This is a genomic window from Pseudonocardia cypriaca, from assembly GCF_006717045.1.
Taxonomy (GTDB): Bacteria; Actinomycetota; Actinomycetes; order Mycobacteriales; family Pseudonocardiaceae; genus Pseudonocardia; species Pseudonocardia cypriaca.
Map to the genome: position 1 here is coordinate 1,563,721 of NZ_VFPH01000003.1, position 12,278 is coordinate 1,575,998.

Annotated in this window: 13 protein-coding genes; 11 read left to right on the forward strand and 2 right to left on the reverse strand. The window is 73.1% G+C overall.

Annotated elements, in window-relative coordinates; translation table 11 throughout:
• Positions 1-89: 89 nt before the first annotated feature.
• Complete coding sequence (locus FB388_RS39095; protein ID WP_170226026.1) at positions 90-419, forward strand: DUF3040 domain-containing protein; 330 nt, start codon at positions 90-92, stop codon at positions 417-419.
• A 46-nt stretch (positions 420-465) separates the two neighbouring features.
• On the forward strand, positions 466-1,377 hold the full coding sequence (locus FB388_RS39100) for a slipin family protein (protein ID WP_246122838.1): 912 nt from the start codon (positions 466-468) through the stop codon (positions 1,375-1,377).
• Here FB388_RS39100 and FB388_RS39105 read toward each other — a convergent pair.
• Positions 1,346-1,531, reverse strand: a complete 186-nt coding sequence (locus FB388_RS39105; RefSeq protein WP_211362487.1) for a DUF1707 SHOCT-like domain-containing protein — start codon at positions 1,529-1,531, stop codon at positions 1,346-1,348. The two genes, FB388_RS39100 and FB388_RS39105, sit on opposite strands and share 32 nt — an antisense overlap.
• 191 nt (positions 1,532-1,722) lie before the next feature.
• Here FB388_RS39105 and nhaA point away from each other — a divergent pair, with 191 nt between their 5' ends.
• From nhaA to FB388_RS41020, 7 genes are all read left to right on the forward strand, one after another.
• Complete coding sequence (gene nhaA / locus FB388_RS39110) at positions 1,723-2,943, forward strand: Na+/H+ antiporter NhaA (protein ID WP_246122839.1); 1,221 nt, start codon at positions 1,723-1,725, stop codon at positions 2,941-2,943.
• A gap of 100 nt (positions 2,944-3,043) precedes the next feature.
• A complete protein-coding gene (locus FB388_RS39115; RefSeq protein WP_246122840.1) occupies positions 3,044-3,538 on the forward strand; it encodes a phage holin family protein in 495 nt (164 codons plus the stop codon).
• 72 nt (positions 3,539-3,610) lie between these two features.
• Positions 3,611-4,474: an alpha/beta fold hydrolase gene (locus FB388_RS39120; RefSeq protein WP_246122841.1), complete on the forward strand. Its 864-nt coding sequence runs from the start codon at positions 3,611-3,613 to the stop codon at positions 4,472-4,474.
• A 61-nt stretch (positions 4,475-4,535) separates the two neighbouring features.
• Complete coding sequence (gene purD / locus FB388_RS39125; protein ID WP_142107643.1) at positions 4,536-5,801, forward strand: phosphoribosylamine--glycine ligase; 1,266 nt, start codon at positions 4,536-4,538, stop codon at positions 5,799-5,801.
• Positions 5,802-6,052: 251 nt separating this feature from the next.
• Entirely contained in the window at positions 6,053-7,756 is a 1,704-nt protein-coding gene (locus FB388_RS39130; RefSeq protein ID WP_142107644.1) for a hypothetical protein, read from the forward strand.
• Positions 7,757-7,911: 155 nt separating this feature from the next.
• Positions 7,912-9,030: a pyridoxal phosphate-dependent aminotransferase gene (locus FB388_RS39135; RefSeq protein WP_142107831.1), complete on the forward strand. Its 1,119-nt coding sequence runs from the start codon at positions 7,912-7,914 to the stop codon at positions 9,028-9,030.
• Between the two features lie 126 nt (positions 9,031-9,156).
• Entirely contained in the window at positions 9,157-9,942 is a 786-nt protein-coding gene (locus FB388_RS41020; protein ID WP_142107645.1) for a potassium channel family protein, read from the forward strand.
• A gap of 3 nt (positions 9,943-9,945) precedes the next feature.
• Here the strand turns inward: FB388_RS41020 and FB388_RS39145 are convergent, their stop codons facing one another.
• Positions 9,946-10,959, reverse strand: coding sequence for a threonine aldolase family protein (locus FB388_RS39145; protein WP_246122842.1), 1,014 nt, complete (start codon positions 10,957-10,959; stop codon positions 9,946-9,948).
• A 250-nt stretch (positions 10,960-11,209) separates the two neighbouring features.
• On the opposite strand from FB388_RS39145, the gene FB388_RS39150 reads away from it, so the two are divergent.
• Complete coding sequence (locus FB388_RS39150) at positions 11,210-11,728, forward strand: SigE family RNA polymerase sigma factor (RefSeq protein ID WP_142107647.1); 519 nt, start codon at positions 11,210-11,212, stop codon at positions 11,726-11,728.
• A gap of 13 nt (positions 11,729-11,741) precedes the next feature.
• Positions 11,742-12,278 (forward strand): hypothetical protein (locus FB388_RS39155; RefSeq protein ID WP_142107648.1); only part of this gene is annotated, 537 nt, incomplete at its 3' end.

A 12,278-nucleotide genomic window follows, 5' to 3' on the forward strand; every position in this document is an offset into this window, starting at 1 on the left:
CGGCGGCAGCGCGGAGTCGTACGATCAGGACGGGGCGCGCCGGGAAGTCTGGTCGGCAGCAGATGCAAGCTGCGGCGAGAGGCCCGGCGATGAGCACATCGTCCAACCCCGGTCCCGAGGATCACGACGCCATGTCGCCGTGGGAGCGACAGGTCCTCGCCGACATCGAGCGCGAGCTGGCGACGAGTGATCCCCACCTCGCCCGTACGTTCAACGGTCGGGGCCGCCGTCGTGCAATCGCCTCCCGGTGGCCGGTGTCGCTCCCCGCCACGGGCCTTCTGCTCGCCGGGTTGCTCGTCCTCGTGCTCATCGGCGCGCTGTTGCCGGCGTCGTGGTGGGCCGTGCTCGGCGTCGTCACCGCTCTGGTCGTGGTCCCGTGGCTGCTGCTGGCCGCCACCGAGAAGAACGGTCGGGGCTGAATCGGCCCGTGATCGGGTCAACCTCGTAGCGAAGGATGTGGAACCTGTGCTCTCGACCGTTCTGATCGTGCTCGTCGCGCTCGTGGTGCTGCTGGTGGGCAGCGGTGTTCGGATGGTGCAGCAGTACCAGCGGGGCGTGGTCCTGCGCTTCGGGCGGCTGCTGCCGGAGGTGCGGCAGCCGGGGCTGCAGCTGATGATCCCGGTGGCCGACCGGATGGTGAAGGTGCCCGTCCAGACCATCGTGCTCGACGTCCCACCCCAAGGAGCGATCACCAAGGACAACGTGACCCTCAGCGTCGACGCCGTCGTGTACTTCCGGGTGACCGACCCGGTGAAAGCGGTCGTCAACGTCGAGAACTACCTCGGCGCCATCTCCCAGGTCGCACGGACGTCGCTGAGATCGGTGATCGGCCGGGCCGACCTGGACACCATGCTGTCGGACCGGGAGCAGGTCAACGCCGAGCTGCGCGCGGTGATCGACACACCTACCGACGACTGGGGGATCTCCGTCGATCGGGTGGAGATCAAGGACATCGCCCTTCCCGAGAGCATGCGCCGCGCGATGGCGCACCAGGCGGAGGCCGAGCGGGACCGCCGCGCCCGGGTGATCGCCGCCGATGGTGAGTACCAGGCCTCGACCCGGTTGGCCGACGCCGCCCGGGTCATGGCCGACACTCCCGGTGCGCTCCAGCTGCGGCTCCTGCAGACCGTCAGCGACGTGGCATCGGACCAGAACAGCACCCTGGTGATGCCGTTGCCGGTGGAGCTCCTCCGCTTCTTCGAGAACGCGACCGGAACGTCGGTCCCCGCTCGGGCCGGTTCCGCGGCCGCCGACGCGTCGATCTCCCCGCCACCGACCGCCGACTCGGCTGCTCCCGGCCGGGAGCTCCCGCAGACCGACGGTGACCTGGCCGGGAAGGGTGCGGTCACCACAGGTCAGGAGGCAGGTCCTCGGTGAGGTCGTCCAGCTCGCCGCGGGTCCTGGCCGCGTAGGCCGCGTGCATCCGCTCGTCGAACTCGACGACGGTCAGCCGCCCGTCCCGGAACGCCCGCTCGAGCCGCCGGACGACGGCCTGCCGCTCGTCGTCTGATGCTCGGAGTTCGCGTGGCACCTGCGCTCCGCCTCCTCCCTCGACGGGTTTCAGGGTAGGGCGGCGAACCGGTCGCTGGGCTCGACGAGCTGTGGGCATGAGCGTGATCACGCCCGTTCGCGTGCGGACGCGGGTTAGAGTTCCCGCGGGGTGTGCCGGGAAGTCTGGTCGGCGACGTCGTCGCCATGCCCACGTGAAGACCGGAGCAGCCCGTGCAGGAACGCCCCGCTACGCCCATCAGCGAGTTCGCCCGCTACCTGCGCACCGAGACCGTCGGCGGGGTGGTGCTGCTCGTCGCCACCGCCATCGCATTGATCTGGGCGAACTCGCCCTGGTCACCCGCCTATGACGCGATGCGGGGCGCCGTGGTCGGGCCGGCGGCCCTGCACCTGGACCTGACGTTGGCGAAGTGGGCGACGGACGGCCTGCTGGCGGTGTTCTTCTTCGTCGTCGGCCTCGAGCTCAAACGCGAGCTGGTGATCGGAGAACTGTCCACGCGGAGCCAAGCACTGCTCCCGGTGGCCGCTGCGCTCGGCGGGATGATCGTGCCGGCTGTGCTGGCGCTCTCCGTGGGGTGGGGAGCGCCGGGGATCGACCGCGCGTGGGCGATCCCCGTCGCCACGGACATCGCGTTCGCGCTCGGGGTGCTCGCCGTCGCAGGGTCGGCTCTGCCGGTGTCCGCGCGGGTGTTCCTCCTCGGGCTCGCGGTCGCCGACGACCTGGGCGGCATCATCGTGATCGCGGTGTTGTTCAGCAGCGGTCTCGATGCACTCTGGTTCGGAGCCGTCGTGCTCGCCTGCACCGCGTACTGGTGGCTGCAGCGCAGGCGCTTTCGTGCGTGGTGGCTCTACGTGCCCCTCGCTCTGTTCACCTGGTTCGCGGTGCACGAGGCCGGCGTGCACGCGACGATCTCGGGCGTTCTGCTCGGCCTGCTCACGCGGGTGCGGGCCGACCCGGACGAGGAGTTCGCACCCGCGCTGCGCCTCGAGCACCGGCTGCAGCCCTGGTCGGCGGGGCTGTGCGTGCCGGTGTTCGCGCTCTTCGCGGCAGGGGTTCCCATCGGCCCCGACGCGCTGCGGGCCGTGTTCGTGGAACCGGTCGCGCTCGGGGTGATGGTGGGCCTGCTGGTCGGCAAGATCATCGGAATCTTCGGGTCGTGCTGGCTCGTCATCCGGCTCACGCCGGCCTCGCGGCCGCGCGGTCTCGACTGGCGGGATCTCGCAGCGGTGTCGATGCTCGGCGGTGTCGGGTTCACCGTGAGCCTGCTGATCGCCGAGCTGTCGCTGGCCGGCCTGCCGGACGTGCTCGAGTCGGCGAAGGCCGCCATCCTCCTCGCCTCGGCGGCGGCGTCGGTGATCGGAGCGGCGATGCTCGTCCGCCGGGTTCGCGTGCGGGCGAGGGAGAACGGGGACGACGACACCGCGGCCGCTTGATCGGCGCGGCACGCCGGTGCGCCTGACCGGCGTCGGGTCGGCCGCCGTGGAAGGATGGCCCGCGACCAGCGAACTCGGACAGATGAGCAGGAGGACCGCGGTGGCCAGCCCGACCAGCTCCGGCGGCGGGGACGTTCCGCCCGTCCTCCCGTCGATCCCGCTCGCCCCGGAACCCGTTCGATCACCGGGCGAGCAGTCGATCGGTGAGCTGGTGCGCGAGGCCACCACGCACGTGTCCACGTTGGTGCGCGCCGAGGTGGAGCTGGCCCGCGCCGAGATCGCCTCCGAGGTGAAGAAGGGCCTGCAGGGCAGCATCTTCTTCGTCGTCGCGCTGACGGTCCTGCTGTTCAGCCTGTTCTTCGCGTTCCTCGCGCTCGGTGAGGTGCTCGACATCTGGCTGCCGCGCTCCGCCGCCTTCGGCATCGTGTTCGGGATCATGCTGCTCACGGCCGCGCTGTTCGGTCTTCTCGGCTACCTGCGCGTCCGCCGGATCCGCAAGCCGGAGCGCACCATCTCCAGCCTCAAGGAGTCGGCTCAGGTGCTCGCGCACCGCGGCCACGACGAGGACGCGCACCCCGAGCTGACGGCCCGCTGACGGGGCTTCGGGTTGCACCGGGGTCCGGATGCGTCCTCGCTCCGGCTGCCCGGTCCGTGGACGCACCGCGCCGTGTCGGCCAACGGGATCCGGCTGCACGTCGCTGAGTGCGACGGCGGTGGCCCCCTCGTCGTCCTGCTGCACGGCTTCCCCGAGTTCTGGTGGACGTGGCGCCACCAGCTGCCCGCGCTCGCCGAGGGCGGATACCGGGTGGTGGCCGCCGACCTGCGCGGCTACGGCGACTCCGACAAACCCCCGCGCGGCTACGACCTGTGGACGCTCGCCGGGGACATCGCCGGGCTGATCCGGGCTCTCGGCGAGCCGGGGGCGCACGTCGTCGGGCACGGCTGGGGCGGTCTCATCGCCTGGACGGTGACGGCGCTGCACCCGCGGCTCGTGCTGTCGCTCACCTCGCTCGCGGCCCCGCACCCGCTCGCCGTGCGCTCAGCGGTGGTGCGCGACCCCCGCGGGCAGGGCAGGGCCACGGCCCGGTACGCCGCGGCGTTCCAGCTCCCGCGCTGGCCGGAGCGGTCGCTGCGGCGGGACGGCGGAGCCAGGGTGGCCCGGATCCTGCGGGACTGGTCCGCAGCGGAATGGGACGACCTCGCGGAGGCCACCGTCCACTACCGGCGCGCCATCCAGGTCACCGGCGTCGTGCACAGCGCGCTCGAGTACTACCGGTGGGCGGCGCGGTCCCAGCTGCGCGTGGAGGGGCGGCGGTTCGCGGCGGCGGTGTCCCGGATCCCGGCGGTGCCGGTGCTGCAGGTCCAGGGCGCCCTCGACCCCTGCGTGCTGGCCGCGACCGCGGCGGCCTCGGCCCGGTGGGCCGGTCCGCAGCACCGCCTGCACCTGATGCCCGCCACCGGGCACTTCCCGCACGAGGAACACCCCGCCACCACGACCAGCCTGCTCGCGGAGGCCCTGCCTGCCTCGTGAGCGGGCACGTGCGCGGATCCGCTCACGAGGGGTCGAGCGGAGGTCTCTACGATTCTGTGACGTGCGCGTTCTGGTCGTTGGGTCCGGTGCTCGGGAGCACGCCATCGTTCTCGCCCTCGCGCAGGACCCCGGCGTCACGGCGCTGGCCTGCGCGCCGGGCAACGCGGGCACGGCGGCGGTCGCCGAGCAACGCGGCGTCGACGCGGCGGATCCCGCCGCGGTGGCCGCGCTCGCGGTCGACTGGCGGGCCGACCTCGTCGTGATCGGGCCGGAGGTGCCGCTCGTGGCCGGCGCGGCCGACGCCGTGCGCGCGGCCGGCATCCCCTGCTTCGGCCCGAGCGCCGCCGCGTCCAAGATCGAGGGTTCGAAGAGCTTCGCGAAGGACGTCATGGCCGCGGCCGGCGTCAACACGGCGACCTCCGTCGTGGTGGACAACCCGGCGCACCTCGACGCGGCGCTCGCCCGCTTCACCCCGCCGTACGTGGTGAAGGACGACGGCCTCGCCGCGGGGAAGGGCGTGGTCGTGAGCACCGACCTCGACGTCGCGCGCGCCCACGCGAGCACCCTCCTCGACGGTGGGCACCCGGTGCTGCTCGAGTCCTACCTCGACGGGCCGGAGGTGTCGCTCTTCTGCCTCGTCGACGGCGAGACCGTGGTCCCCCTCCTGCCCGCGCAGGACTTCAAGCGCGTCGGTGACGACGACTCCGGCCCCAACACCGGCGGCATGGGGGCGTACGCACCCCTGCCGTGGGCCTCGCCCGGCCTCGGCGACGAGCTGGCGGAGAAGGTGGTCGCGCCCGTCGCGGCCGAGCTCAACCGGCGCGGCACGCCGTTCACCGGGCTGCTCTACGCCGGGCTGGTGCTGACGGCCGCCGGACCGGCCGTCATCGAGTTCAACTGCCGCTTCGGGGACCCGGAGACCCAGGTCGTGCTGGCGCTGCTGCGGAGCCCGCTCGCCCGGCTGCTGCTGGCCACCGCCACCGGCCGGCTCGCCGAGGAGCCGCCGCCGCAGTGGGCCGACGGCGCGGCCGTCACGGTCGTGCTGGCCGCCGAGGGTTACCCCGGCCTGCCCCGCCTCGGCGACGTGATCTCCGGATCGGAGGCCGCCGGCGTGCTGCACGCGGGCACGCGCCGCCGCGACGACGGGGCCGTCGTGTCCTCCGGCGGGCGGGTCCTCTCCGTGGTCGGCACCGGGCCTGACCTGCTCGCTGCCCGCCAGGAGGCCTACGACCGGTTGGAGCAGGTACACCTCCCGGGCTCGCACCATCGGACGGACATTGCCCTCCGGGCGGCCCAGGGGGCAGTATCTGTACCCGCTCCATCGTGAAATCGGGTCCTCCGAACAGGTGACATTTGCGATCACTTGTCGTACGCTCCGGCGCGTGAAGCGCAAGCTCATTGCCCCGAACGGGGCGAGGCGTGCTGCCCGGGGGTCGCTCTCCGCGATTTGCACCCCGACGGGTGACGCGCCAGGGTCTGCGCACCCGGGGTGATCACGTCGTCGCCGCTCCCCACGACGGCTCCCTACTGATCACGTCGGGTCCGATGTTCGCTCCCCTGAGAAACATGAGGACTCGAATGACGAACACCGCACGGTCTCGACACGCTGCGCCGAGCCGCGCGTCGAAGATCGCCGGGCGCGCCGCAATCGGCGTCGTGGGCGCGCCGATGGCGATGATGGCCGCGGCCGGGCCTGCTTCGGCTGCCGTCACCGACGCGAATGTCAGCAACGACCAGGACAGCACCAACCTCCAGCTGTCGATGGTGGGGTCGGTCCTGCCCGGGCTCGAGGCGCTGGGGGTCGACGGGCTCGCCGCGCCCGACCTGCCCACCGACGGCCTCACCGGCGACCTGGACGTGTTCGACGTGGCAGGCGCACTGTCCGCGGCGCCCGGCCTCGCGGGCGGCGTCGTGCCGACGGCTGCCGCTCTCGGCCCCGGCGCCGACGTCCTGCCGGTCGTCGGTGACCTGACGGCGCTGCCGGTCGCGCTCCCGGGCGGCGGCCTGGCCGCGCTGCCGGGGGCCGACGTCCTGCCCCTGGTCGGCGACCTGACCACGCTGCCCGCCCTCGGCTCGCTCTCGGACGCCGAGGTGGCCACGGCCGACAACCTGGAGCTCTCCACGGTCCAGGACACCCTCGGCGACGTCACCGGTGCGCTGCGCAGCCTGGACGTGGACGCCCTGGAGGACCTCGACCTGGGCGACCTCCCGGCCGGCCTGCGGAACGTCCAGCTGGGCGAGCTCAGCAACGCGCTGGACCGCCTGGACATCGACATCGACGACCTGCCGTCCGCCCTGCAGGACCTCGACCTGGACGACCTGCCGGGCGTGGTGCAGAACCTCAAGCTGAGCCAGCTGCCCGCCGTCGCCGACGTGCTCGACGTGGACCAGCTGCCGGTCGACCTGGACGACCTGGACGCGGGCGAGCTGCGCACGGTCCTCTCGGACGTGGGTCTGGACAAGCTGGACCTGCAGGACCTCGACCTGGGCGAGCTGCGCACCGCCCTCGGCGACCTCGACCTGAAGAACCTGGACGTCGACGAGCTGCAGGACGTGCTCGACGACCTCGACGTCGACGGGCTCACCGGCGAGGTCACCACCACCCTCGCCACCGTGCTGAACGGCGGTGGCGGGCTGCGCTCCGACCTGCCGCTCGACCTGGACGACGACTCGCGCGGGCTGCTGTCCGGCCTGCTCGGTGGCGGAACGGTGCGGGACGCCGCCGACGACGTGGACGAGGAGGTCCGCGGCGGCCTCGTGTCCGGGCTCCTCGGCGGCGCGTCCACCAACGTCGACCTCGACGACGATGACGATGACGACCGCAAGGGTGGCCTGCTCACCGGGCTCCTCGGCGGCGGGTCCACCGACGAGGTCTCCGACGACGAGGCCGACGCGGACCAGGACGACGACCGCAAGGGTGGCCTGCTTTCGGGGCTCCTGGGCGGCGGTGGCAGCCAGAAGGCCGACGCCGACGACTCCGACGCCGACGACTCCGACGAGGCCGACGCGGACGAGGACGACGACCGCAAGGGTGGCCTGCTGTCGGGGCTCCTGGGTGGCGGTTCCGACCGCGGCGACGACGCCGAGTCGAAGGACTCCGACGAGGACTCCGACAAGAAGGCCGACGCCGACGACGAGTCCGACGACGACTCGGACGAGGACGGCGGCTCCAGCAAGAGCGACAAGTCCGACAAGTCCGACAAGTCCGACGACGACGAGGACGGCGACCGCAGCGGCGGCGACCGTTTCTCGGCCAAGGACCTGGTCTCCAGCCTGCTCTGACAGGCGGGAGCACCTCCCTGGTACGGATCGGCGGTCGCCCTCCAACGACGTGGGGCGGCCGCCGACCCGCATAAGCTCCGATCGTGTCGATCCACCCCGTTCCGCCTGCCCAGCTCACGGTCGCCGCGCGGGCGGCGGTGCCCCCGTTCCACGTCATGGACATCTGGGCGGCGGCCGCCGAGCGCAGGCGCACCCACGGCGACCTCGTCAACCTGTCGGCGGGTCAGCCCTCCACCCCCGCGCCTGCCGCGGTGCGGGCCGCCGCCGCAGCAGCGCTGGACGGCGACGTCCTCGGCTACACCGTCGCGCTCGGGATCCCGGAGCTGCGTGACGCCATCGCGGCGCACTACGCGCGCACGTACGCCCTCGACGTACCGGCCCAGCAGGTCGTGGTCACCACCGGCTCGTCGGGCGGGTTCCTGCTCGCGTTCCTCGCGGCCTTCGACGTGGGCGACCGGGTGGCGCTCGCGCGGCCCGGCTACCCCTGCTACCGCAACATCCTCACCGCGCTCGGCTGCGAGGTCGTGGACCTCCCGTGCGGGCCGCAGACCCGCTACCAGCCGACCGTCGCGATGCTGGAGGCCCTCGACGAGCCCGTTCGAGGCCTCGTCGTCGCGAGCCCGGCCAACCCGACGGGCACCGTGCTCGACCCGGCCGAGCTGGCAGCGCTCGCGGAGTACTGCGAGCAGACGGGCGTGCAGCTTGTGAGCGACGAGATCTACCACGGCATCTCCTACGAAGGTGCCCCGGCGACGTCCTCCGCGTGGGTCACCTCGGCCGAGGCGATCGTCGTCAACTCCTTCTCGAAGTACTTCTCCATGACCGGGTGGCGACTGGGCTGGCTGCTCGTCCCCCCGCGGCTCCTGCGCGCCGTCGACCGGCTCACCGGCAACTTCACGATCTGCCCGCCCGCGCTCGCGCAACGAGCGGCCATGGGCGCCTTCGAGGAGCCGAGCTACGCCGAGGTCGACGGGCACGTCGCCCGGTACGCCGTGAACCGTGCATTGCTGCTCGAGGGCCTCGCCGGGCTGGGCATCACCCGCCTCGCCCCCGCCGACGGCGCCTTCTACGTCTACGCCGACGTCTCGCACCTGACGCACGACTCGATGGACTTCACCCACCGGCTGCTCGCGGAGACGGGTGTGGCGGTCGCACCGGGCGTCGACTTCGACCCGGTCGACGGCGGGCAGTTCATCCGGCTGTCCTTCGCCGGCGCCACCGCCGACATCACGGCGGCGCTGGAGCGACTGGCGGTGTGGCTGCCGCGGGCCTGACAGGTGACCCTGCGCAGTCCCCCGGGCCCCGCTGGAAGGTCAGGAAAGCCACTTTGCTGTCCTCCAGGGTCAGGAACGTGGCTTTCCTGAACTTCGGCGGCACGCCGGGCTCCTACGCTGCGTGACATGGCTTCGCCCGTTCTCGTCGACGAGCCCCGGATCGCTGCCTGGGACCGGCGGGTCGACTGGTGGCTCACCGGGCTTGCGGCACTGTTCCTCGCCGCCTACGCGTGGCAGGTGCTCGACACCTCGCTCACGCCCGCCGGCCGGAATGCGCTGGAGGTCGTGCTCACCGGCACCTGGGTGGTGTTCGCCCTCGACTACCTGGTGCGGATCGCGCTGGCGCGCCGCCGCTGGTACTTCGTGCGCACCCACCTGCTCGACCTGGTGATGCTGGCGCTGCCGATGTTCCGGCAGCTGCGGGCGTTGCGGCTGATCACCGTGGTGACCGTGCTCAACAGGCAGTTGCGCGACGACGCCCGTGGCCGCGTGGTGTTCTACGTCGTCGGCACGGTCATGCTCATCGCGTTCGTCGCGTCGCTCGCGGTGCTCGACGCCGAGCGGTACGCCCCGGACTCGTCGATCACCACGTTCGGCGATGCGTTGTGGTGGACGATGACGACGATCTCCACCGTCGGGTACGGCGACCGCTACCCGGTCACGCTCGAAGGGCGGCTCGTGGCCGTGTCGCTGATGGTGGCGGGTATCGCGTTGCTCGGCGTCGTCACGGCGTCGCTGGCGTCCTGGTTCGTGGAGAACCTGCGCCAGGCGGGAGCAGCGGTGGAGCGTGAGCTGGACGAGGTGTCGGCCGACGTGGACCGCGCCGAGGCGCAGCTCGCCGCCGTGCTCGCGGAGCTGCGGGCGACCAACGCCCGGCTGGACGCGCTCGAGCGGAGCAACCGGGCGTCCTGAGCCTCAGCGCCGGGCCGGGCGCGCGGGAGCGCGGTGGGCGTCGGCGTGGCCGGTCGTGCCGTCGACCGGTCCGATCCGCCGCAGGGCGGTGGCGATGTCGGCGTCGGTGAGATCGGCGTGGGTCATGAGCCGTACCTGGCCGGCCATGGGCACCGCGCGCACGCCCGCCGCCTCGAACCGCTGCAGTGTGCCGGTCAGGTCGGCGACCGCGACGAGCACGATGTTGGTCTGCGGAACGGCGACCTGCCAGCCGCGCTCGCGCAGCCCGGCGGCGAGCGTGCGGGCGCGGTCGTGATCCTCGGCGAGCCGGTCGATGCGCTCCAGCGCGACGAGCCCGGCCGCGGCGAGCACGCCACCCTGCCGCACCCCGCCGCCGAGCATCTTGCGCAGCCGCCGGGCGTTCGCGACGAACTCCACCGAGCCGGCCACCACCGAACCCACCGGCGCGCCGAGGCCCTTGCTGAGGCAGACCTGCACGGTGTCGACCCCGACCGTCAGGGCTCCGGGCGGTACGCCGAGGGCCACCGCGGCGTGCCAGAGCCGAGCGCCGTCGAGGTGCACCTTCAGCTTCGCGCCCCGGGCCGCCGCGACGACGGCGGCGTGCTCGTCCGGGGCGGTGACCATGCCCCCGGCGGAGTTGTGGGTGTTCTCCAGGCACAGCAGCGTGGTGCGCAGCGCGTGGTACGGCGCGTCGCCCGTGGCAGCCCGGCGCACGGCGGACGGGGAGACCTTGCCCGGTCCGGCGTCGTGCTCCAGGGGGCGGGGCATCCCGCCTGCGAGCCATGCCGCCGTCCCGAGCTCGTTGTCCAGCACGTGCGCGCCCGTCGGTGCGAGGAACGAGTCGCCGCGATCGAGGTGGTGCATGAGCGCGATGAGGTTGCCCATCGAGCCGCTGGGCGTCCACAGAGCGTCGGCCGCGCCGAGCAGCCCGGCCACCCGGATCTCCAGCTCGCGCATCGTCGGGTCGCGGTCGAGGACGTCGTCGCCCACCTCGGCCGCGGCCATCGCGGCCCGCATCTGTTTCGTGGGCTGGGTGACGGTGTCCGAGCGGAGGTCGATCGGACCGTCGTGGGCCGACGATCGCCTCGCTCGCGAGGTGGGTCGCACGAGCCTCGATTCAACCAGGAGGAGACGGTCCGGCGGCGGCAGGGTCACGGAAAGGTCACATTGCTAGGCCGTTCGGGGGAATACGTGGCCGTCGTACAACCCCGGACGAGGATGCTCGCGTCCCTTGCACGACGGACCGGCGGGAAGGGGGCAAGGCCGGGTGGACGACGCCAGCGAGCGGGAGTTCGCCGAGTACTTCCGCGCGCGCCGCGACGCCGTGCGCCGCACCGCCTTCCTGCTGTGCGGCGACTGGCACCGCGCCGACGACCACGCACAGGCCGCGTTCGTCGCGCTGCACCGCCACTGGCGCCGCATCCGCGACCGCGACGCGCTCGACGCGTGGGTCCGCCGCACGCTCGTGCGGGCCGTCGTCGACGAGTCGCGGCGGCCGTGGCGCCGGGAGCGGTCGACGGCAGAACCGCCTCCGGAGACCGTCGGCGTGCCGTCGGCGTCCGAGTCGGTGACCACGCGGCACGTGCTCGTCGACGGCCTGCGGGCCGTGCCGCCGCGCCAGCGCGCCGTGCTCGTCCTTCGGTACCTCGACGGACTCGACGTCGCAGGCACCGCCGCGGCGCTCGGGTGCAGCGAGGGCACCGTGAAGAGCCAGACCGCGCACGGGCTGACCGCGCTGCGCGCGGTGCTCGGCGACGCGCTAGACGACCTGCGACCTGCCGGATGAGGAGGTGGGGGACATGACCGACGACGAGAGGCTCGGGGCGCTGTTCCAGGCCGCCGCCTCCGACTCCGACGCGCCACCGCCCGGGTTCGACCACGAGCAGGTCGTGCGGACGTCGCGGCGGATCACCGCCCGCCGCCGGACGGCGCTCACCGTCGGTGGGCTCGCGCTGTTCGCGGTCGTCGGCATCGGAGGGGCCGTCGTGCTGCCGGAGGACGGAGGCGAGGACGCGACGGTGGCCGCGCCGATGCTCTCGCAGGAGGGCCCGTCCGCGGACTCGCGAGCGCAGAAGCATGTGCCACCGCCCGCCGCGGCCGAGGGTGCGCCGGGCTCGGGCGCGGTTCCGGACCGGCGCGAGGCGGTACCCGCGCCACAGGCCGCTCCTGGCGGGGCGGCGCCCCTCGGTCCGGGCACCACCGAGTGCGCCGACCTGCAGGACCCGGCGTTGCGCGCCCTGGTGGAGCAGTTCCTCCCCGAAGCGGTCGGGGCGCCGGAGGCGGCGACCACGACGGAATGCCGGCCCGGCGGCGAGCGAGGCGTCAACCTCGAGGTG

Excerpts from the sequence above, each read along its gene's own strand:
- FB388_RS39095 (WP_170226026.1), top strand. The coding sequence starts at position 90 with ATGAGCACATCGTCCAACCCCGGTCCCGAGGATCACGACGCCATGTCG.
- FB388_RS39130 (WP_142107644.1), top strand. The coding sequence starts at position 6,053 with ATGACGAACACCGCACGGTCTCGACACGCTGCGCCGAGCCGCGCGTCG.
- FB388_RS39135 (WP_142107831.1), top strand. The coding sequence starts at position 7,912 with ATGGACATCTGGGCGGCGGCCGCCGAGCGCAGGCGCACCCACGGCGAC.
- FB388_RS41020 (WP_142107645.1), top strand. The coding sequence starts at position 9,157 with ATGGCTTCGCCCGTTCTCGTCGACGAGCCCCGGATCGCTGCCTGGGAC.
- FB388_RS39145 (WP_246122842.1), bottom strand. The coding sequence starts at position 10,959 with ATGCGGGCCGCGATGGCCGCGGCCGAGGTGGGCGACGACGTCCTCGAC.